The organism is Jatrophihabitans sp. sgz311053, from assembly GCF_056135305.1.
This window is the reverse complement of the sequence record NZ_JBWAXP010000001.1, coordinates 1,504,976-1,528,945: the sequence shown is the minus strand read 5'-3', so window position 1 is coordinate 1,528,945 and position 23,970 is coordinate 1,504,976. Positions and strand designations below refer to the sequence as shown.

Below are 23,970 nucleotides of genomic sequence, written 5' to 3'. Positions count from 1 at the left end.
GGACGTCCACGGGTCACCTCCCCCGCACGGATGAAGAGTCTGCCCCTCCGACGCCCCGGCCGCGCCGTCACCTCCCCCGAAAGAGGGAGGCCGCCCCGCGGCAAGAGCCGCCCCACGACCGATGCGCGCCACGGTGCTCGCGCCGGAGCATTGATTCCACGTGTCGCGTGACTGCACGTGTCGTCGGACCGCAGACGACTACCGACCGATCGAGGGAGAGCTCCGTGGTGCACGCCGCAGCACCGCACGACACCTCACCCTCGCGCGAGGCAACTGCTCCGGACGCAGTCGTGCCGCGCGCGGCACGGTCCCGGATCCTGCGGTCCGGCGGGCGGATCCCCGACGACCGACGCCGGGCACTGCTCGAGGTGATGATGACCTCGCGCGAGTGCGACCGCCGCTCGGGCATCATGCTGCGCCAAGGCAAGGCGTGGTTCCACATCTCCTCGGCCGGCCACGAGGCCTTGGCCGCGGCGGTGCTGCCGCTGCGCCCGGACGATCTGCTGGCCCCGCACTACCGGGACCGTGCCCTGCTGCTCGCCCGGGGCATGGACGTCGTCGCCCAGGCCCGCGACCTCATGGGCAAGGCCGAGTCGCACTCGGCCGGGCGTGCGATGAGCTCGCACTTCTCCCATCCGGACGGACACGTGCTGTCGCTGGCCAGCCCCACGGCCAGCCAGTGCCTGCCGGCGGTGGGGGCGGCCTGGTCGTCGGCGCTGCGGGGCGAGGACTCGGTCACGCTCTGCTCAGTGGGCGAGGCATCGACCCGACAGGGCGAATTCCTCGAAGCGCTCGCCTTCGCCCGCGAGCACCGGCTGCCGACAGTCTTCCTGGTCTCGGACAATGGCTATGGCGTCAGCAGCCCCACCGAGCACAACTCCACCTGGCAGCTCGGCATGCTGCCCGACGAGATCACCACCCTGGTCGACGGAGCCGATCCCGACGAGGTGCACTCGGCCACCGAACGCGCCGTCGTCCGGGCCCGGAGCGGCGGGGGGCCGACCGTCCTGTGGTGCGTCTGCGACCGGCTCGACTCCCACACCTCCTCCGACGACCATCGCCGCTACCGGCCGAGCTCGGAGATCGCGGCGATGCACGACCCGGTCGCCGCATTCGCCCGGCGACTGCAGGACGAGGGCGTCATCGACGACCGGTGGCTCGCCGACACCACCCGGCGACTGGCCACCGACATCGAACGCGTCTACGAAGAGGTTGCCGACGAGCCGGTGGCCGACACCGGCCGGGTTGGTGAGCATCTCTTCGCCGCGACACCGGTGGTCCTGCCCGAGCGGATCGACGAGCCGGACGCCCCGCCGACGACGATCGTGGCGGCGGTGAACCACGGTCTCGCCGAGGGACTTCGCCACGACCCGCGCCTGATCGTCTTCGGCGAGGACATCGAGGACCCCAAGGGCGGCGTCTTCGGCTTCACGAAGGGCCTGGGGGCCGTCGCGCCCGAGCGGGTGCTGAACTCCCCGCTGGCCGAGGCGACCATCGTCGGCGCCGCCGTCGGACTCGCCGCGACCGGAATGCGCCCGGTGGTGGAGCTGCAGTTCATCGACTTCGCCGGCCCTGCCTGGAACCAGCTGAGCACCCACGTCGGCACCCTCCGCTGGCGCAGCGTCTCCCGGTGGCGCTGCCCGCTCGTCATCTACGCGCCATGGGGCGGGTACCTGCCCGGCGGCGGTCCCTGGCACAGCCAGAGCAACGAGAGCCTCTTCACCCATCTGCCCGGCCTGCGCGTCGTGGTCCCCTCGACGCCGGCCGACACGCTGGCAGCCTTCCGTGACTCCCTGGCCGCCGAGGACCCCACCCTCATCCTGCTGCCCAAACACCTGATGCGGGTCGAGCACCCCTCGCAGCCCGTCGCCCCCGCCGGCGGTGACCGCGCGGCGAGCACGCTCGGGGCACGGATCGTCCGGAGGGGTTCCGCCGTCACGGTGGTGACCTGGGGCAATGGCGTCGAGCTGGCCCACCACGCGGCCGATCGGCTCGCCGACGAGGGCGCCGACATCGAGATCCTCGACCTGCGCTGGCTCGTCCCGTTGCACCTGGACGCGGTGCGCGAGTCGCTGCGGCGTACGGGTCGGCTCGTGGTCGTGCAGGAGGATGCTCGCACCAGCAGCTTCGGTGGCGGGCTGGTCGCCCAGCTGCTCTGCGGCGACGACGACTTCTACTCGCTGCTGGCCCCACCTCGACTCGTCAGTCGCGACGACGTCCACGTCCCCTTCCACCCCGACCTCGAGTCGGCCGTGCTCCCCGATGTCGACGACGTGGTCGCGGCCGTGCGGAGCGTGCTCGCATGAGCGCCACCGGCACCGAGATCGTGCTGCCCCGCTTCGGCGAGGGCATCACGACGGCCCGCGTCGTCGCCCTGTGCAAGGAACCCGGCGACACGGTTGCCAAGGACGAGGTGCTCTACGAGGTCGAGCACGACAAGGCAGTCGTCGAGATCGAGTCCCCCGTCGCCGGTGTCCTGACCGAGTGGCTCGTGGCCGAGGACCAGCGCGTCCCGATCGGCACTGTGATCGCGAGGATCGGCACCGCAGTCGATGCCGGTGCAGCCGAGTCAGCCGAGTCAGCCGACGCAGCCGAGTCAGCCGAGTCAGCCGAGTCAGCCGAGTCAGCCGAGTCAGCCGACTGGCGTACGCCTCCCCCGCCCGCGCCACGCCGGGTCCCGCCCGCAACCCGAGCCCGGGCGCGCACGCTGGGCATCGACCCCGCGGTCTTCGACCGCATTCCGGCGCGGGGATCGTTCCTGGCCCCGGCCGACCTGGACGCCTGGCTCGCCGGTCGGCGACTCGATGACGGGAGCACCGGCGGGGACGGCCCCGCGGCCGACACCACAGCCGACACCGACACCACAGCCGAATCCGACACCGCCGCCGAATCCGACACCACCGCCGACGCCGATCACCGCGACGACACGCAGAGCCTCCGCCAGCAGTCGCTCAACCGCAGCATGCTCGGTGCGGCGGGGGCGGCCGTCCCGGCCATGATCGCCGTCGAGGTCGCCGAGTCGACGGTCGCCGCCGCGGTGGCCGCCCACGCCGCGGCCGTCGCCGGCATCGCGACAGTGCCGGCCGCGATCGCCCACCACGCCGCCCTCGCGTCGACCGGCCTGGACTGGACCCGCAGCCGCCGTGTCGACACCGAGCGAGTTCGCACCTACCGGCACCTCGACCTCGGTTTCGCCTGCACCACGGAGGCCCGGGACCTCACCGTCGGGGTCGTCCGTGCCGCGGACACACTGGATGCGGCCGGCTTCGACGCCGCCTACGCTGGGGCCCTCGAACGGGCTCTGGCCGGCGCGGGCGGCGCCGACGAACGCGTCACGCTGATCGTCTCCTACCTCGGCGAGGACGGCCCGGTACTCGCGACGCCGGTCGTCGTCCCCCCGTCCGTCGCCACCCTCTTCGTCGGCGCGCCCACCGCTGCCGGGGTCCGCAACCTCGTCCTCGTCTTCGACCACACCGTCGCCAACGGTGTCGACGCCGCTGCTTACCTCGCCGCTGTGACGGCGTCGCTGCAGTCGGCGTTGCCAGAGTCGGCGTCGCCGCAGTCGGCCCCTGCCGAGGTGGGCCGCCCGACCTCGGCGCGCGACGAGGGCGCGGTGCGGGCCGGGCTGCATCGGCTTGCCGAGGAGATCGCGGGGCACGCCGTCGACCCCGCCCAGCCGCTCGGCGAGCAGGGTTTCGACTCGGCCCGTGCCGTCACGCTGGCGCGGCGGGTCGCCACCGACTTCCACGCGCCGGTGCCGGTGACCATGCTCTGGCGTCACCCCACCGTCCATGCCATCGCCGAGCACGTGCTCGATGTCCGGGACCCGGCCGCGGTCTGCCACGACACGTCCGGTGAGGCACCGGAAGCTCCGGCCGGCCCGACCGGCGCGACGGCGATCATCGGGATGTCGTGCCGATTCCCCGGCGCTGCTGACGTCGAAGAGTTCTGGCAGGTGCTGGAGCGCGTCGAGCAGCACATCGATCGCCCGGCACCGCACCGCACCGGACGTCCGACCGCGGCGACCTCCCGAGCAGCCTTGCTACCCCGCATCGACGAGTTCGACGCCCCGTTCTTCGGGATCACCGCCCGCCAGGCGAGCGCGATGGACCCGCAGCAGCGGCTGCTGCTGGAGCTGAGCTGGCACGCGCTCGAGCATGCCGGGCTGGACCCCGATGCCCTCGACGCGAGCAACACCGGCGTCTTCGTGGCCGCATGCAGTTACGACTACCGCGAGCAGGTCGTCCGTCACGGGAAGCCGGACGGGTACGCGACAGTTGGGACGTTCCCTGCCTTCCTGGCCAACCGCGTGTCGCACCACTACAACTTCACCGGGCCGAGCATCACCGTCGACACAGCCTGCTCCGGAGCGTTGACCGCGCTCGCCCTCGCTGAGGCCGCGCTCGCCCGTGGCGACTGCGACCTCGCCCTCGTCGGCGCGGCAAACCTGCTCAGCAACGACTTCAACGACGCCGCTTTCGCCTCCGCCGGCATGACCTCCGAGGCCGGGCACAGCCTGGTCTTCGACGCCGCCGCCGACGGTTTCGTCCGTGGCGAGGGGGCAGGCTGGGTCGTGCTGCGCCGCCTGGCGGACGCCAACGCGGGCGACGACCCGATCCTGGCCGTCATTCGCGCAACATCGCTCAATCACGGCGGACGCGCCGCCTCGCTCACTGCCCCGAACCCGGTCGCGCAGAGCGCCCTGATCCGAACTGCCCTGGACCGCGCCGGCCTGGACGCATCCGAACTGGGGTTCCTCGAAGCGCACGGCACCGGTACCCCGCTGGGTGATCCGATCGAGCTGGCGGCCATCACCGAGGTGCTGGCCGGTGCGCGGTCGGCAGCCGGACCGCGGGGTCGGCTCTGGATCGGATCGGCCAAGGCCAACATCGGGCACCTCGAGGGAGCTGCGGGCCTGGCCGGGCTCATCAAGACCGTGCAGGTGCTGCGTCACGGTCGCATCCCCGGCACGGCTGGCCTCGCCACTCTGAACCCTGCCCTGGACCCCGCCGGGACCCCGGTGTCGATCAGCGAGCGCACCCGGGACTGGCCGACCGACGGCCAGCCGCGTCGCGCCGCGGTGAGTGCCTTCGGCTTCGGCGGCAGCAACGCGCACGTGGTACTCGAGCAGGCCCCCACGGAGCCAGTGGCGGTCGAGCGATCCGACCCCGGCGCCCGCGTCTTCCCACTCTCCGCAGCCGGCCCAAGCGCCCTGCGACGACTCGCGGGCGAGCTGGCCGACCACGTCGATGCCGTGGCGCGGACGAGCCTTGCTGCGATCGCGTGGACGCTGCAGTCCGGGCGACGTTCGCTCGCCGAGCGTGCCGTGGTCGTCGCCGGGGACCGGGGTGCGCTGGTCGCCGGTCTGCGTGCCCTGGCCGCCGGCGCTCCGATCGCACCGGAGATCGACGATCCGACCGTGAGCGCGTGGCTGGCCGGCGGTGAGGCCGCGTGGACGAAGCTGTGGACGACCTCCGCTCGACCTCGGCGCGTCCCACTGGTCGGCTATCCGTTCGACCGGCAGCGGTACTGGCTGCCTGACGCGGCGCCCGATCGACCTACCGATTCCGACGCCGATGCTGCCGGGCTCCCGGCCGGCCACGTGCTGCTCGACCACCGTGTCGGCGGACGTCGGGTGGCCCCCGCCGCCGCCCTCGTCGAAGCCCTGGCCGCCACCGGCGGGGCGATCGAGCTGGGCGACCTGCGTTTCCGCACGCCGGTCTCCACCGATCACGGGCTGCAGGTCGTCCGGCGGGTCGACGCGTCAGGCCGGATCGACCTCGTCGACACCGACGGGGCGGTGCCGGCGTCGGCCCGACCACTCGAGCTGCGCTCCGACGAGCCGCTGACCGCGCCGCAGGACTCCGCCGGCACCGACATCGACATCGACGCCGTCATCGTGGGCAACGGCATCGAGGTGGGACCGGCGTACCGCGTCCTGCACGACGCCAGCCGCTCCGGCGACACCCTGCGTGCCGGAGTGCGTGCCCCCGACGGGGACCACCGCACCCAGCGGACGGCCTGGCTGGACGCCTGCCTGCAGGCGGCCTGCGGCCTGCTCGACGAGTCGCGCGGACATGTCTGCGCGCGCATCGCCGAACTTGCCTGGAGCGGCACGGTGCCCGATTCGGCCCGGATCCACGCCCGAGCGCGGCAACGCACCACCGGCAGGCTGGTCGTCGACATCGACGTCTCCTCGGCGACCGCCGGGAGCCTCGTGCTGCGGGCCCGCGGGGTCGAGCTGATGACCTCGACGCCCGGGGTCCGGCCCGCCACCGACGCTGCGGAACGGGTCGCTGCGGCACGGGTTGCTGCGGCACCCGTCTCTTCGGCACCCGTCTCTTCGGCACCCGTCTCTTCGGCACCCGACTCCTCGGCACCCGACTCCTCGGCACCCGACTCCTCGGCACCCGTCTCCTCGGCACCCGACGCGGTCCGAGTTCTCACCCCGTCCTGGCGACCGGTGACGATGCCGTCGGCACAGGGCCGGGCAGAGCGACCCTGCGTGGTGCTGCACGACCGGGAGAGCCGCGCCCTCGCCGGTCGAACCGGCGGCCGGGAGTCGCGGCTGATCGACATCGGCGACGCACCGGCGCTGCGGGGTCGCCTCGACGAGGCACTCGACGCCCTCGGCCGGGGGGCACGCCCGTCCGGCGACGGCGTCGTGCCCGTCGTGCCCGTCGTGCTGGTCGTCCCCGGCGGCCGATGGGACGACGACGAGGAGGGTCTGACCGCCGCCCGTGGCTGGGTCGCTGCGGTGCTGGCCCTGGGCCAAGCCCTGGCGGCGCGACACGACCACGGCGGTTACGAGGTGCTGCTCGTCACCACCGGCAGCGCATCCGCCGACGGCGTGGTCACGCCCGGTGCGGCGCTGCAGGGCCTGCTGCTCGGCGCGGTCCGGAGCCTGCCTCGCGAGCTGCCCGGCCTGCGTGTCGCCGCCGTCGACCTGGCCCCGGACCGGCTCTGCGACGGCGACCACGACTCCTCCGGCGACTTGGCCCTTGCCCTCGCCGTCGAGGGCGCCGAGACGGTGGCGCGGGTATCGGTCCGCAACGGCGTCGTGCACCGTGAGGTGTTCGAGCAGGGCGGCCGGCGACAGGCGGACGACCTCGCGCCCGAGACCACGTCGGAGCCCCGGGTCGGGGGATGCCACGTGATCATCGGCGGCGCCGGAGGGATCGGCGCGGAGCTGGCCCGGCACCTCGCACGCGACGGCGGCACCTCCTTGCTGCTCGCCGGTCGACGGCGTCCGGATTCGGCCGTGGACGAGCTGTGCAGCGACCTCCGTGCGCTGGGCGCACGGGTTCGCTACGTGGTCGCCGACCTCGACGAACCCGGCTCGATCGAGCACGTTCTCGAGACCTGTCGTCGCGAGTTCGGCGCCCCTGACACCGTCGTGCTGACGGTGGGTTCGACCGTCGACGGTCTGCTCGGCACCCTCGGCGAGGCCGAGGTCGAGGCCCTCGTGGCCGGCAAGGTCCGCGGCGCCGTCGCGTTGCGGAAAGCGACCGACGGCCCGGACGCCCCGACCCTCGTGCTCTTCTCGTCGGTGGCCGGACTCTTCGGCAGCGTCGGCGGGTTCGCCTACGCTGCGGCGAACTCCTTCCTCGATCACTACGCCGAGGCACTGCACGCCGCAGGCCGGCGGGTGCGGGTCTTCGACTGGGGCCTGTGGGACGGCGTGGGCCTCGCCCGGCGCTACGGCACGCACGTGCACCGGCAGTACCCGGGCATCACTGCCTTCTCCGCCTCGGACGGCCTGGCCGCCTACGACGACGGCCTGACCGCGGCGCAGGTGCAGGCGGTCGTCGTCAGCGGAACACCGCGCCTGCTGGACGAGCTCTCCGAGCCCGCCGTCGCCGGGGCTCCGGAGAGCGAGGCGGCGGCACACCGGCTCGAGCAGTACGCCCGGGACGCTCTCGCCGCACGTATGGCGTCGTGGCGCGCCGACACCGCTGCCGGCCACCACGCCGACGCGGCGGCGTTCCTCGCCTCTCGACCCGTGCATCCGCGGCACCGGCGGTTGACCGGCGCGATGCTGCCGATGCTCGCCGGGGTGGTGGACCCGCCGTCGGCCGACGACCTGCGCCGCAGCCGCGCCGAGCTGCTGGCAGCGGCGCCGGATCTGCTTGGCCACCTGGAGCTGCTCGACCGCGCCCTCGCCGCCTATCCCGACCTGCTCGAGGGCGACGCGCAGGCCACCGACGTCCTCTTCCCGGACGGGTCCCTGGAGGCGGTCGCCGCCGTCTACAGCGGCAATCGGCTCTTCGAACCGGCCAACGCCCGCGCTGCCGAGCAGGTGGGGCAGCTGGCCGCCGAGCGGATCGCCCGGGGCGACACGACGGTGCGCATCCTGGAGATCGGCGCCGGGGTCGGGGCCACCACCGGCGCGGTGCTCGACGAGCTGGACCGCCGTGGCATCGACGACGTCGACTACCTGATCACGGACGTGTCGCCGGCCTTCCTGCGCCGGACCGGGCGGCGGTTCGCCGGCCGGGTGCGCACCGCCGTCCTCGACATCGAGCAGCACCCCGACGAGCAGGACCTCACCGGCACCGGGTTCGACATCGTGGTGGCCAGCAACGTGCTGCACGCCACCGCCGACCTCGTCGCGACGCTGGACCATGTCGCCGCGCTCCTGCACGAGGACGCCGCCCTCGTCCTCGTCGAGATGACCAGCCCGGCTGCGGTGTACACGCTCACCTTCGGCCTCACCGACGGCTGGTGGCGGGCCACCGACCCGGCGCGCCGGCAGCCCGACGGGCCGCTGCTCGACGTCCCGCGCTGGCGCGCGCTCTTCACCGACGCCGGCTGGGCGCCACCGGCTGTCCGGGAGTCGACGCGGGGCCCGGGCGCACTGGCCGTGTTGACGTGCCGGCCCGCAGTCCGGGATCTACCGGCACCACAATCCCCGTCACCGGGACATCCCGATCCGCGCATCGTCGAGCGGCTGCGAGAGCTCGTCCGCGACATCACCGCCGCGTCGGCAGCGGCCGCCATCCCCACGGACGTCGCCTGGCAGGAGCTCGGTGTCGACTCGTTGCTCAACCTGGAACTCACCCGCGCGGTGAGCGCGGAGTTCGGCACCCTGTCACGCACCGCCCTCTTCGAGCACCGCACGATCGACGCGCTGGCCAGGTCGTTGTCGGCCCCGGCACCCGCCCCGCCCGCACCTGCCCCGCCCGCATCCGCCTCGCCGGCGCCATCCTCACCTGCACCCGCAGCCGCAGCACCCGCGCCAACGGTGTCGACCTCACCGCAGCCCGTCGTGGTGCGCGAGCGGACAGTCACCCCGACGCGGACCGCGATCGACGCACCCGTCGCGGTCATCGGCCTGGCCGGCCGGTACCCCGGCGCGTCCGACCTGGACAGTTTCTGGCGCCTGCTGCGCGACGGCCGGCACGCCGCGACCGAGGTCCCCGCGGAGCGCTGGGACTGGCGCGCGGCGCGCACCCGCGACGGCGGCTACGCACGCTGGGGCTGCTTCCTCGACGACGTCCACGACTTCGACGCCGAGCTGTTCCGCATCACCCGCCACGACGCGACAGCGATGGACCCGCAGGAGCGGCTGTTCCTGCAGACCTCCCACGACGCGGTCGAATTCGCGGGGTACTCACGAGACCAGCTGTCGGGCAGGACCGGCCTGCGCGTGGGCGTCTTCGCCGGCGTCACCTCGACCAGCGCGCTGCTGGCCCAGCACGACGCCCGGCTCGCCGGAGCCGACAACCCCGAGTACGCCGTGAGCGCCGCGGCCTCGGTGGCCAACCGCGTCTCGCATGCCCTGGACCTCGCCGGTCCCAGCCTCACCGTCGACACGATGTGCTCGTCCTCGCTGACCGCACTCCACCTCGCCTGCCGAGCGTTGCAGGCCGACGACGCCGACATCGCCCTGGCCGGCGGCGTGAACCTCTACCTGCACCCGGACCGCTTCGCCGGGCTCTGCGCCTTGGGAATGCCCTCCCGCGGCGACCGGACCCGCACCTTCGGCGCCGACGCCGACGGCTTCGTCCCCGGCGAGGGCGTCGGCGTGCTGGTGCTGAAGACCCTGGCTGCGGCCGAGGCCGACGGCGACACCATCCATGCGGTGATCCGGGGCACGGGCATCAACCACGGCGGCGGCACGGGCGGTTACACCGTGCCCAACCCGAACGCCCAGGCCGCGGTCGTCGCCTCGACGCTGCGGCGATCCGGTGTCGACCCGTCCCGTATCGACTACGTCGAGGCGCACGGAACAGGCACCGCCCTCGGCGATCCGGTCGAGCTGCGCGGGTTGGCGCTGGCCCTCGCCGGTCGGGACCGCACCGCACCGCTGCGGCTGGGGTCGGTCAAGACCAACATCGGTCACGGTGAGGCCGCCGCGGGGGTGGCAGGCCTGACCAAGGTGCTGCTGCAGCTGCGCCACCGAACCCTGGCAGCCTCGTTGCACGCCGAGCACCTCAACCCGGACCTCGACCTGGCCGGGCTCGGCGCGGTCGTCCAGCGCGAGGCCGTCGCGTGGCGCGAACGGCAGGACAGGGACGGCGAACCCCAGCCGCGGTGCGCGGTCGTGAACTCCTTCGGCGCGGGCGGGGCCAACGCCACCGTCGTGGTCGAGCAGTACCTGCCCTCGCCCGGCATCGCACCCCGGCCGTCCGACACTGCAGGGTCCGTGGTCGTGCCGCTCTCGGCCCCGGACGAGGCGCGGCTGCGGCTGCTCGCCGAGCGGTTGGCGCCGGTCCTCTCCGGTGCCGCCGGCGAGACGGCCTACACCGCCGAAGCTGCCCCGTCGGACGTCGCCTACACCCTCACCACGGGCCGCCGGAACTTCCCGGCCCGCGCGGCGATCGTCGCCGACGACCGCGCCGGCACCGTCGCTGCGCTGGACGCCCTGGCCGCCGGACGAGCCCATCCCGCCCTCGTCACCGTCGCCGCCGACGACGACCCGCTCGAGCTGCGCCGGTGGCTGGCCGACGGCACCGTCCCGGACGTACCGACCACCGGCCGGCGGGTCAACCTGCCCCCCACCCCGGCAGCCGGACGCCATGTCGGTCTCCCCGCCCCGCCCACGCCGCTCGACGGACACCGCACTGCCCGGTTGCCGCTGATCCGGTCGGTCTCGGTCGACGCGGTCCGCACCGCCGCGGCGACCTTCGGAGCCGGATCACGCTGGCTGGCCGAGCATGTGGTCGACGGGTCCGCCGTCCTGCCCGCAGCGGTGAGCACCGAGATCCTCCTCGAGGCCTTGTCGGTCGCGGACGTGTCCCCGTACACCCATGATCTGCGCGACCTCGTCTGGCCGGCCCCGGGCACCGGACTGCCGCTGACGGTGACTGCCGAGCTCGCCGCGCCCGACGGCGACGGCGCGAGGCGGATCGTCGTGGACGCCGGCGGGACCGACCCGGTGGCCACCGCCCGGGCCTACCCGCGCCGCGGCGCCGACACCGCCCTGGTCGACACCCGGTACCGGATCCGGGAACTCCGCCGCCGGCTGCAATGCAATCCAGTCGAGATCGATGCGTTCTACCGGGCCTTCCGCGACCACGGCCTGGATCACGGTCGGCTCTACCGCACCGTGCGCGCCGTCGGCGCCAGCGACGACGAACTCACCGCCGAGCTCCACACCGACGACGACCCCGACGGCCGGCACGTCCTGCACCCGTCCCTGCTCGACGGTGCCTGCCAGGCTGCGGCCTGGCTCGCGCTGCAGGACGGCACCGCCGGTCGGGGACGTCCGCGGCCGGTGGGCATAGCGCGGCTCGCACTGTCGGGCCCGGTCTCGGGCTCCGCCCCCGTGATCGCACATGTCCGTCGTGGCGTCAGTCCGCTGGTCTTCGACATCGTCGTCGTGGACACCGATGGTGTCGTGCTCGCCGAGCTGGACGGCTTCCGGATCACCCTCGGCCGGCTTCCGGATGCCCGGCCGCCGAAGACGGAGGCCGCGGCCGTTGTGCCGCGGGCCTGCTCGACGTCCGCGACCGACGATCCGATCGTGGCCTACCTGCCGCGATGGGAGCCGGCCCCGGCGCTCGCGGCCCGGCCCGGCCCGCTCTGGACTGTCGGTGGAGCGCATCCCGAGGCCGACGTGCAGCTCGGTCTCGACGAGGTCTTGGCGGGTGCCGCCGACCCGGACGGCGACGGCGACGGCGGGACGGGTGACATGACCCGCCTCGTCCGGGCGCACGGCGTCCCCGCGACCATTCTCGTCGACCTCACCGGCGGTCCTGCCGGTCACTGGTTCGGCGTCGTGCCGGGTACCCCGGGTGACGTCGAGGCGGAGTGGACTCGGTTCCGCGACGGCGCCGCCTCCGTGCTGTTCGACCTGCTGCGGCGACTCGTGCGCACCCGGCAGCTGGACGGCACGCACGTCACCGTCGCCCTTCCCGCGGACGCCGTCACCCTGCTGCCGGCCGCGCACAGCCTGCTGCGCACCGTGCAGGCCGAGACCGGACGCCTGCGCCTGCGCCTGGTCGGTCTCGACCCCGCCTGGCGCGAGTCGGACCCGGTGGCAGCCGCCCGGGCCACGCTGGCGGAAGCCCGGTCGGCCGGTTCGGCCGCCACCGGGTCGGGCGGCGTGGACTGGTTCGATCTCTCGCTCGGACGCCGGCAACGACGGGTACTCGTGCCGGCCGGCTCGCCGGGCACTGCCGCACGATGGCGTGCCGACGGCACGTACCTGCTCATCGGCGGAGCCGGCGGGTTGGGTCGGCAGCTCGCGCGCCTGCTGCGCGCAGCCTGCCCGCAGGCTCAGATCGTCCTCACCGGACGGAGCGCGAACCCCGACCTCGCCGAGCTGCGGGGCATCGACGGCATCGACTACCGGCAGTGCGACGCCACCGACCCGATCGCCATGGCGACCCTGGCGGCCGAGTTCGGCACCGACCAGGTCCGGTCGGTGATCGTCTGCACCGGTGTCCTGCGCGACGGGTTCCTACGCTGCAAGACCGCGGCCGACATCGCCGAGGTCTGCCGGGCCAAGGTCCTCGTCGCCGCCTCGGTCGACGCCGCCTTCGCCGACCACGAGTTGGACTCTTTCGTGCTCGTCGGGTCGCTTGCCACCGTGGTCGGCAACGAAGGACAGTCCGACTACGCCTTCGCCAACGGTTTCCTCGACGGGTTCGCCCTGGCCCGCGCCGGCTGGGTACACGCCGGGGACCGGCGAGGCGCCACGCTGTCAGTGGCCCTGCCGCTGGTCGCCGACGCAGGCATGGCGCCGCCCAGCGTGGTCGTCGAGCACCTGCGCCGCACGCACGGGCTCGTCCCCGCGTCGACCCGATCGTTGGCCGCGCACGCCCTGCCCTGGTTGGGCGGTCCCGACTCGCAGGTCGCGCTCGTCGCCGGGGACCAGCAGCGGTTCGGCGCGAGTGTGGGCATCCCGACCACCGACGACCTCGGCGGTGCCGACGTCGCTGCCCCCGCCGGCTCGCTCGGGTCGGAGAGCGCGGAAGCGGCGGAAGCGGAGGCGGCCGTCCCGTCGCGTGACGACGACCCGAAGGCGGCCCTCGTCGCCTATCTCACCGGCCGACTGGCACTGGCCATCGGCCTCCCCGTCGACGAGATCGATCCGCTGCGGAATCTGACCGACCTGGGCGTCGAATCCCTGGCGATGATGCGGCTGGGCCGGCTGCTCGAGGACGATCTGGCCCACCTGCCCACCGCCCTCCTGCTCGACAGCGCCACGCTCGACGAGCTTGCCGACGCCTTACTGCGGGATTACCGCGAGCGCCTGGTCGGCGTGCTCGCGACGGCCGTCCCCGCCGTCACCGCGACCCGGGTCGAGACCGGGTCCCGCACCCCCGCTGCGACCGGCCTGCGCTTGCCGCTCCCGCTGCCCGATCGGCTCGTCGGCTACTGGGCGGCCGAGCAGTCCGCCGTCGACGCGGCGGTCTACACCGTGGCGTTCACCCGCGAGCTGGACGCCGATGTCGACGTGGCTCTGCTGCGCGCCGCACTGGCCGACGTGGTCGCCCGGCACCCGGTCCTGGAATGCCGGATCCGGCCGGTGGACGGCGTGCTCGCGCTGACCGCCGCGGCACCTCCGGAACTGGTCGAGCGCACGGTGGAACCGGCCGAGCTCGACGCGGCCGTCCGCGCCCGCGCCGATGCCCCCGTCGACCTCGGCGCCGGTCCCCTGCTGCAGCTGGTGTTGTGGCGGGCCGGGCAGCGTCGGCTGCTGCAGGTGCTGACCCACCACATCGCCGTCGACGGACGGTCAGCGGAGCTGCTCGACGTGGAGCTGCGGCACGCCTACGCCGCACGCGTCGGACGGGCCCCGATGCCGTCGCGTCCCGAGCCGACGCCGCTGGACGTGCTCGTCGCCCGCGAAGCCGCGGAGCTCAGCGACGACGCCGGGGCGAGCGAGCGGTCCTGGCGGCAGCGCCTCGACGGCCTGCGCGCTCAGCCACCCTTCCCGGCCTCGACGAACCGCGGCGGCAGCGCGGCCGCCTACGACTACCGACTGCCGGCTGAGTTCGGACGCCGCGTCGCCGAGCTGGCGAGCGCCGCCGGGGTGACCCCGTTCAGCGTGGTGCTCGCCCTGGTCTCGGCCGCCCTGACACGGACCACGGGCGTCCACACGTTCACCGTCGCCGTTCCGGTGGACCTGCGCCGCGACGCGGCGTCCGACGACACCATCGGCTGCCTGGTCAACACCGTCCCGCTGCGTATCGACGTGCCCGCCGCGGGGCCGGTGACCGGCTGGTTGCACGAGCTCCACGACGAGGTCCGCGGCGCCGTGGCTCACGCGCGTCTGCCCTTCCCGCGGCTACTGGATCTCGTGCGAGAGGCCGGCGGGGACAGCGCCGTCCCCCGGGTCACTCTGGCCTACCAGAACTGGCGACGCGATCCGGCCACCGCCGACCTGGCGGCGCCGTTCGGCGCCCTGACCCACCACCGCGGACAGCGCGGCGAGTTCGACCTCGGCCTGGAGATCACCGACACCGCCGACGGCGTCACCATCGTGGCCAATCATCGCCTCGACGCCCTCGACCGGGAGGCGGTCGACCGCATTGTGGAGACGATGCGGCGGACGGTCGGGCTGCTCGGCACCGGAACCCGCGATGTCGCCGGGCTCCTCACGCCCACCGCAGGCACCCTCGTCGGTGCGGTCGCGGACTCGATCGCGCGGAACCCGCACCGGGTCGCCGTCGAGGACGACGAACGGGAACTCAGCTACGCCGAACTCGACGCCGTGGCCGATCGGATCGCCGCCCGGGTGGACGCCGCCGCGCCTGCCGGCGCGCCCGTCGCCGTGCTCGTCGAGCGGGACGCGTGGCTGCCGGCGACGCTGCTGGCGATCATGCGCTCCGGCCGGCCGTACGTGCCGCTGGACGAGTCCTACCCGGCCGACCGGCTCGCCCTGGTGCTCGCCGCCTCCGGCTGCGAACTCGCGGTGACCTGCCCGACGCTGGCGCACCTGCTGCCCGACACCCTGCAGACCCTGGACGTCCGGGCCGCCGGCAGCGAGGACCCGGCGACCCCTGCCATCACCGCCGCGGGGCCCACGCCGGAGGACCCGGCGTACGTGATGTTCACGTCCGGCAGCACCGGCACGCCGAAGGGCGTCGTGGTCACGCACGGCAATGTCGTGCACACGCTCACCGCGGTCGCGGAACGGATCGCCACGGGTCCCGACGACCGGCTGCTGGCCGTCACGACCGCCTGCTTCGACATCTCGGTGCTCGAGCTGTTCCTGCCCCTGCTGAACGGCTCGACGGTCGTGGTGGCACGGCGTCGCGATGTCGTCGACGCACGGCGCCTCGCCACCCTGGTGGACGACCGCCGCATCACGACCATGCAGGCCACTCCGTCAGGGTGGCAGCTGCTCCTCGACGGCGGCTGGACCGGACGGCAAGGGCTCACCGCGCTGTGTGGGGGCGAGGCGCTGCCCGTCGCGCTCGCCCGCGACCTGGTTGCCCGCACCGGCAGCCTGTGGAACGTCTACGGCCCGACCGAGACCACCATCTGGTCCACCATCGCACTGATCGGTGCGGACGACGTCGTCCATCTCGGCGAACCGATCGGGGCCACCGACCTCGTCCTGGTCGACGAGCACGGCGCGGTGTCGTCGACGGCCGGTGAACTCTGGATCGGCGGCGCCGGCGTCAGCCGGGGTTACTGGCGGGCCGACGACCTCACCGCGGCCCGTTTCGGGCGCCATCCCGGCGCACCCGAGGCCGGTGGCCGCTACTACCGCACCGGCGACCTCGTCCGTCGCGACGGCGACGGACGCCTGCTGTTCCTCGGCCGCGCCGACGCTCAGGTGAAGATCCGCGGGCACCGGGTGGAGCTGGGCGAGATCGAGGCCTGCTTGGAGGCGCACCCGTCGGTGTCGCGCGCCGTGGTCTGCCTGCGCGACTCCGGTCCGGCCCCCCTCGTCGCGGTCGTGACCGCGCCGAGTGGCACGGCCGTTGCGGACGCCCGGACGCTGCGCGACTTCGCCGCGACTCGCCTGGCCGACTGGATGCTCCCCGACCGGGTGATGCCGGTGCAGCACCTGCCCACGACCCCCAACGGCAAGGTCGACCGCCGCGCCATCGCCGGCATGGTTGCCGCGAGCGGACCGGCAGCCGAACCGGCATCTCCCGCGCCGAGCGCGGATACCCGATCCCAGATCGACGCTGCGGTACGGCGGGCATGGGCCGACCTGCTCGAGCTCACCGAGGTTCCCGCCGACCGTCGGTTCTTCGACCTGGGCGGCAACTCGCTGCTGCTCGGCCGGCTCTTCGCGCGGATCGACCAGGTCTACCCGTCCCGACTCGAACTCACCGACCTGTTCGCTCACCCCACTCTCGCCGACCAGATCGACCTGCTGACGGAACGCTGCACCCCGGCGTGCGGCGGGTCGTCCCACCACCCGCCCGCCGGCGCACCTGCCTCGAGCCCGCGCCCGTCCGCGCCGGGCGGTCGATCGTCCCGCGGCGCCCGGCGCCGGGCCCTGCGAAGCGGAGACCAGCCATGACCTCAGCACCGCCGCGCCCTGCCACGGGCAGCGCCGAGCAGAACGACGGTGACGACGACAGCTACGACGACGCCATCGCCGTGGTCGGCCTCTCCTGCCGTTTCGGGGAGGCCGGCTCGGCCGAGCGCCTCTGGGACCTCCTCACTGCCGGGACCGGTGCGGTACGCCGACACAGCCGCAGCGAGCTGGCCGCGATGGGGCACCCCGCACGCGTCCAGGATCACCCGTCGTTCCTGCCCGTCGGCGTCGCCCTCCCCGACGCCGACGCCTTCGATGCCGACTTCTTCGGATACAGCCGGGTCCACGCGGAATGGCTGGATCCCCAGCAGCGCATCCTGCTCGAGAACTCGTGGCACGCCCTCGAGGACGCCGGGTACGCCCCGGACCGCACCGGCTTGCACACGGCGGCCTACGTGTCGGTCGGTCAGCCGAGCACACCGCGGGTCGGCATCACCGGACTCGACGCCGCCGGCATGGTGCGGTTCAGCTCATCGGACAAGGACTTCGCCGCGACCCGGATCTCGTTCAAGCTCGGGCTGACCGGGCCGAGCCTGACCGTCCAGACCGCGTGTTCCAGCGGACTGGTCGCCGTCCACCTGGCCAGCGAGAGCCTGCTCAACGACGAGTGCGACCTCGCCCTGGTCGCGGCGTCCTCGCTGCACTTCCCCCAGGCGGGATACCTGGCCGCGCCGGAGATGATCCTCTCCCCGAGCGGGGCGTGCCGTCCCTTCGACGACGACGCCGACGGCACCGTCTTCGGCAACGGCACCGCCGCGGTCGTCCTGCGCCGCTTGGCCGACGCCGTGGCCGACGGCGACCCCGTCCGCGCCATCATCCGCGGCAGCGCCGTCAACAACGACGGCGCCCGCAAGATGGACTTCCACGCGCCGTCGCAGGCCGGGCAACGGGCCGTGCTGGCCGAGGCGCTGAGCGTCGCGCGAGTCGACCCCGCCACGGTCGGTTTCATCGAGGCGCACGGCACCGGCACTCCCTTGGGCGATCCGATCGAGTTCGCCGCCCTGCAAGAGGTGTACGGCGACATCGAGCGCGCCGCCCCGGCCGCGGTCGGTTCGGTGAAGGGCGCGATCGGCCACCTGAACACCGCCGCCGGCATCGCCGGGCTGATCAAGGCCGTCCTCTGCCTGGAGCACGGCACGGTGCCGGCCCAGCAGCCGTTCACGACCCCCAACCGGGCGATCGCCGACGCCGTCGGGTTACGGATCGCCGACGGGACACCCGGCTGGCCGCTGGCCGACGGGCCCCGCCGGGCTGCGGTCAGCTCCTTCGGGATCGGTGGCACGAACGCACACGTCGTGCTGGAACAGGCCCCGGAGACGACACCGGCCATCCTCTCGGGCGAGGCCCGCCGGTACTGGGTGCCCGTCTCGGCCCACGACGAGGACGCCCTCCGTCGTCACTGCCGGGCGCTGGCGCAGTGGCTCGAAGCGCACCCGGCAACCGACTACCTCGCCGTGGTGCAGACCCTGCGTCACGGCCGCAGCCATCGCCGCGTCCGCCTCGCCGTGGCGGCGCACGACCCGGCCGAGCTGGCCGCCCTGCTCCGGGCGCGAGCCGACGCCGAAGCCGGCCTCGGCTCCGTCCCGGACGACGCCGCCGTGGCCGGCTGGGTGGCAGGGGCGCGAGCCTGGCCCGACGACGGACCCGGCAGCGAGGCCGAGTGCGGCCGACGGCGCGCGCACCTGCCCGGCTACCCCTTCGCACGGCAGCGCTGGCCGCTGCCGTGGGCCGAGGGCGACGCCCCAGGGACCGCCCCCGTCCAGACCGACGACCCCACGACCGACGACCCCACGACCGACCTGCGCGTCGACGCCGGATCCGCTCTCGTCGCCGACCACGTCGTGGCCGGCGTCCCTGTCCTGCCCGCAGCCGCGCAGCTGCAGCTCGCGCTCGATCGTGCCGTGGCGACGACACCCGGCGTCACCGGCCTGACCGATGTCGTCTTCGGTGAGCCGGTTCGCGTGGTCGACGCGCTCCTGGTCACCGCGGACCTCGCCGGCGACCAGGTGACGGTCTCGTCCCGGCCCGCGGACGGCGGGGCGTCCACCGACCACGCCACCGCCCGGGTACGTCTCGGGGAACCGGAGCGCGCCGAACCGCTGGACCTCGCCGACCGCACCACCCGCTATCCCCACGCGGAGCCACCCGAGGGCCTCTACCGCTACTTCACCGAGCACGGCGTCGCCTACGGACCGGCGTTCACCGTCCTGGCCGAACTGCGGCACGGTCCCGACGGTGTGCTGGCCCGGGTGCGCTCGACGCGAGCGTCGACCCGCAGTGTCTCGCCGTACATCGTCGACGGCGCCCTGCAGTCGGTCGTCGGTCTCGTCGCGCGCGACGGCCGGTCCGACGAGACCTACATCCCGTTCGCCGTGGACGACATCCAGGTGGTCGCGCCGCTCCCCGACGAGGTGTGGGTCCAGGTCCGGCAGGCGCCGCTGTCCGGCAGCGGCCGCCGGGTGCGCAAGTACGACGTCCGGATCGTCGATGAGCACGGGGCGCCCCTGCTGACCCTCATCGGACTCGCGCTGCGTCCGCTGCCGGCGACACGCCCCGAACTGCCCGCCGACACCCATGTCCTCACGTCGACCACCAGGGTCGTGCCGGCGCCCGCCGAACTCCACCCGATCACCCCCGTCCGGGCGGCGCCGGTCGTGAGCATCGACGGACCGGCCCACCCCGACGCCGCCGTCCACCTCAGCGCCGGCCCCGACCTCGCTGCTCTCGCCGCCCGGGTCGTCGCTGCAGCGGGTGACACCGGACCGGTCCGCCTCGTGTGGACGACGCCACCGGACGACCGGGGCGTCGAGACCGCGGTCCGGGTGACCGGGCTGCTGCGCGAACTGCTCCGGCCGCTCGCCCGGCGCGGGCTGCACCTCCTCCTGCCCTGGCCCGCCGACGATCCCGCGGCGGCCGTCGTCGGCGCCGGGTTGGCCGCGCTCGCCCGCTCCGTGGCCGCCGAGAACCCTCGCGTCCTCGTCGCCACGCTGGGCCTCCACGCCGGAGCAGACCGGCACGCCGCCACCGACGTCGCACTCGCGGCGCTGGCGGCCGGGACGGCCCCTCCGGGCGCCATGGAGGTCGACGACAGAGGCGTCCTCACGACGCAGCAGCTCGGCGAACGGCCGTACCCGAGCATGGCCCCGTCGGTGCTGCGCGACGGTGGCCGGTACTGGATCACCGGCCTGGGCGGCCTGGCCCTCCGTCTCGCCGAGCACCTGCTCACCGTCCACCGCGCCCGTGTCGTCCTGAGCGGGCGGCGCGCGGCCGGCACCGCCTACGACGCGGAGCTGCGCCGCATGCAACGCCTGGCCGCCGAGCACGGTGGCTCGGTCGAGCACCTTCCGCTCGATGTGAGCGACGATCACGCGGTCGCCGCCGCCGCGGCCACGCTGCATCGCGACGACGACCCCGTCCGCGGCGTCTTCCATCTGGCCGGATCGCTCCGGGACTCCTACGTGCTGCGCAAGGACCCGGACGACGTGCGCGAGGTCGTCGGCGGGAAGCTGTCCGGCACCCGGGCCCTCGACGCGGCGACCGCGCACTGGCCGCTGGACGCCTTCGTGGTGTTCGGGTCGATCTCCGCAGCGCTCGGCAGCCCGGGCCAGTCCGACTACGCCTACGCCAACGCCGCCGCGACCGAGGTCGTGCGACAGCGGGCCGCCGACCCGACGCGGCAGGGGCGTTCCCTCGCCGTTGCCTGGCCCTACTGGGCCGAGGGCGGCATGCAGCTCGGCCCCGTCGGGGAGGCAGCCCTGGCCGAAGCGGGCGGCACCGGCCTTCCGACCGACACCGGCCTGCACCTGCTCGAGCGCCTGCTCGCCGACGGGACGATGTCCCGCGGCACGGTGTCTCCCGTCGTCCTCTGCGGCGACCGCGCCCGCCTGGTCCAGAGCTTCCCGCAGCTGTCGGCCGCGCCGGATGTCGCCCCGCCGGTCGGGCCGACCGACCCGCCCGCCACCGACTCCGACGCGCTCCGAGCCGCGGTGCTGGCCGAGGTGACCGCGTGCGTCGCCCGGGTTACCCGCACGCCGGCCGACGAGGTCGCAGCCGACCTCCTCTTCGACGACCTGGGTATCGACTCCCTGCTCGCGATCCAGGTCGTCGACGCCCTCCGGAAACGTTTCGGTGCGCTCTCGCGCACCCTGCTCTTCGAGTGCCGGTCGGTCGGCGAGGTCGCCGACCACCTGCTCGAGACCGCCGCCGAGCACTGCGCCGCCCTCCTGCCCGAGCTGCCGTCAGCCGCGCCGGTTGAGGCTCCAGACGGAGCGCCGACGGGAGCGTCAACCGGCGCACCGGACGGCGCACCGGACGATGCGCCGCACGGAGCACCGCACGGAGCACCGCACGGAGCACCGCACGGAGCACCGCACGGAGCACCGCACGGAGCACCGGTGGGAGGATCAACCGAGGCGCCGCACGACCGCACCGTCGACCCTCGCGCCATCGCCATCATCGGCATCGCCGGACGGTTTCCGCAGGCGGCCGACCTGGACGCGCTGTGGCGGAACCTGCTCGAGGGGCGCGACAGCATCGTCGAGGTCCCGGCCGACCGCTGGGATGCCGACGCCCTCTACGACACCGACCGGACCCGACCGGACCGGACCTACACCAGGTGGGGCGGCTTCCTGGACGCCGTTCAGGACTTCGACGCCGCCCTGTTCCGCATCTCCCCCCGCGAGGCCGGGATCATCGATCCCCAGGCCCGGCTGTTCCTCGAGACGTGCTGGTCGGCCCTGGACGACGCCGGCTACGCACCCGAGCAACTCGGCGCCGGCAGCGACCCGGTCCGCCGCCGCGATGTCGGGGTCTTCGTCGGCGCGATGTACGGCGAGTACCAGCTGCACGAGGCGGAGGAGCGGCTGCGCGGCAACCCGGTGCTCACCGACAGCGCCTACTGGTCGATCGCGAACCGCGTGTCGTACTTCTTCGACTTCCAGGGCCCGAGCATGGCCGTCGACACCGCCTGCTCGTCCGCGCTCACCGCGATCCATCTCGCCGTGGAGTCGCTGCGCAGCGGGTCGTCGGCCGTCGCCATCGCCGGCGGGGTGAACGTCTCGATCCACCCGAACAAGTACCTGATGCTGGGCCAGGGCCGCTTCGCCTCCAGCGATGGCCGGTGTCGCAGCTTCGGCGCCGGCGGTGACGGCTACGTCCCCGGCGAGGGGGTCGGCGCTGTGGTACTCAAGCCGCTGGCTGACGCGCTGCGCGACGGCGACCACATCCACGGCGTCATCCGGGGCAGCGCCGCCAACCACGGCGGACGGACCAACGGCTACACCGTCCCCAATCCCCGCGCCCAGGCCGACCTGATCACCAAGGCCCTGCGTGACGCGAAGCTGAGCGCCGGCGACCTGGACTACGTGGAGGCCCACGGCACCGGCACCTCCCTCGGGGACCCGATCGAGATCCGCGGCCTGGCCACCGCCTTCGCCCGCGACGGTGTCGGAGCGCAGGCACGTGTTCCGATCGGATCGGTGAAGTCGAACGTCGGGCACCTGGAGTCTGCGGCCGGGATCGTCGCCCTGGCCAAGGTGCTGTTGCAGCTGCGGCACCGCACCCTCGTCCCGTCGCTGCACGCGAGCCCGCCCAATCCCGAGATCGACTTCGACGAGGTGCCGTTCCGGGTGCAGCAGGAGGTCGGGGACTGGACGCCGGCGCGAGCCGACCAACCATTGCGCGCCGGTATCAGCTCCTTTGGCGCCGGTGGGGCCAACGCACACCTCGTCGTCGAGGAGGCGCCGCCCCGAGCCGCACGTGACATCGGCACCGACACCGACGTCGTGCTGCTGCTGTCGGCCCGTTCCGACCGCGCCCTGGCCGACTACGCCCGGGTCCTGCACGGCGCGCTGCTCGAAGCCCGCGACAACGGCCGGGCCCCGGAGCTCATCGACATCGCGTACACCTTCGCCGTGGGCCGGGCCGATCTGGCGCAGCGTGTCGCCGTCGGCGCCCGGACGCTGGACGACCTCCTCGCCGGGCTCGCCGGACTCACCGATCCCGAGACCGTCCGCGCCGCTCCCGTCCCGGACGGGGTGAACCGCCACCAGGTCGCGGCCTGGCTCGACGGCAAGCGGATCGATCGGCTCCGCGCCAGCGGCGCCGGCCCCGATGCCCGCCGGATCCCGCTGCCGGGTTACCCCTTCGAACGGGTCCGCTGCTGGTACGACCTGCAGCTGGCGCGCCTCGACGAACCCCGCGACGAGGCCCCACCCGGTCAGGCGCGTCACCACCTCCGTGACTTCGGCCGCGTCCCTGCGCGGACGCGACAGCAGCACGGCCCCGATGACTCTCCTGCCGATCCCGGCACTGCCCTGCCCCACTCCGCCACCCACCCCGAAGAACACCAGGAGGACGCCGTGACCCGTCCGGGAACGGTTTCGCTGCGCACCCTGCGGCGCGACCCCCTCGAGACCGCATCGCCGGTCCCGACGCCACCGACGGCTCCGGGCGACATCGCACCGTCGGCCCCGACACCCCCAGCGACGGCTCCGGCCGCCACCGAACTGCCGGCAGCGATCCCGGCCACCGCCGCAACCCCGAGCGACCTGCTCGACGGACACGCCGCCGAGCAGGTCGCCGAGCAGGTCTACGAGCGGGTCTACGGACGGCTCTGCGACGTGCTCTACCTCGAACGCGACGCGCTGGACACCGGCCAGACCTTCCTCGACCTCGGGGTCGACTCGATCCTGGGTGTCGAGTTCGTCTCCGCCGTGAACAAGTCCTGCGGCACCGACGTCAAGGCCACCGCGCTCTACGAGTTCGCGACTCCCGAGGCCTTCGCCGCACACGTGGCGGAGCAGGTCGACTCCCCGCCAACACCACCGACAGCACCGACAGCCGCCCCGAGCACGCCGTCAGCGGCAGCACCGGCAGCCGTCCCGAGCACGCCGTCGGCGGCCGGACCGACCGCCGACCCGGTGGCGGAGCAGATCGCCCGCCTGCTGGACGACGTTCGCGCCGAGCGGCTGAGCCTCGACGACGCCGCCCTGGCCCTGGAACGCATCCGTTCCTGA

3 protein-coding genes are annotated in these 23,970 nt (G+C 74.0%); all 3 read left to right on the top strand.

Going from position 1 to position 23,970, the window contains the following annotated elements; translation table 11 throughout:
* Positions 1 to 224 precede the first annotated feature (224 nt).
* From AC0NZQ_RS06725 to AC0NZQ_RS06715, 3 genes are read left to right on the top strand one after another with little or no spacing between them, the layout of a single operon-like run.
* On the top strand, positions 225 to 2,306 hold the full coding sequence (locus AC0NZQ_RS06725) for an alpha-ketoacid dehydrogenase subunit alpha/beta (RefSeq protein ID WP_474528908.1): 2,082 nt from the start codon (positions 225 to 227) through the stop codon (positions 2,304 to 2,306).
* A complete protein-coding gene (locus tag AC0NZQ_RS06720; protein WP_474528907.1) occupies positions 2,303 to 16,936 on the top strand; it encodes an amino acid adenylation domain-containing protein in 14,634 nt (4,877 codons plus the stop codon). The genes AC0NZQ_RS06725 and AC0NZQ_RS06720 overlap by 4 nt, the downstream gene beginning before the upstream one ends.
* Complete coding sequence (locus tag AC0NZQ_RS06715; protein ID WP_474528905.1) at positions 16,933 to 23,970, top strand: SDR family oxidoreductase; 7,038 nt, start codon at positions 16,933 to 16,935, stop codon at positions 23,968 to 23,970. The genes AC0NZQ_RS06720 and AC0NZQ_RS06715 overlap by 4 nt, the downstream gene beginning before the upstream one ends.

Excerpts from the sequence above, each read along its gene's own strand:
- AC0NZQ_RS06720 (WP_474528907.1), top strand. The coding sequence starts at position 2,303 with ATGAGCGCCACCGGCACCGAGATCGTGCTGCCCCGCTTCGGCGAGGGC.
- AC0NZQ_RS06715 (WP_474528905.1), top strand. The coding sequence starts at position 16,933 with ATGACCTCAGCACCGCCGCGCCCTGCCACGGGCAGCGCCGAGCAGAAC.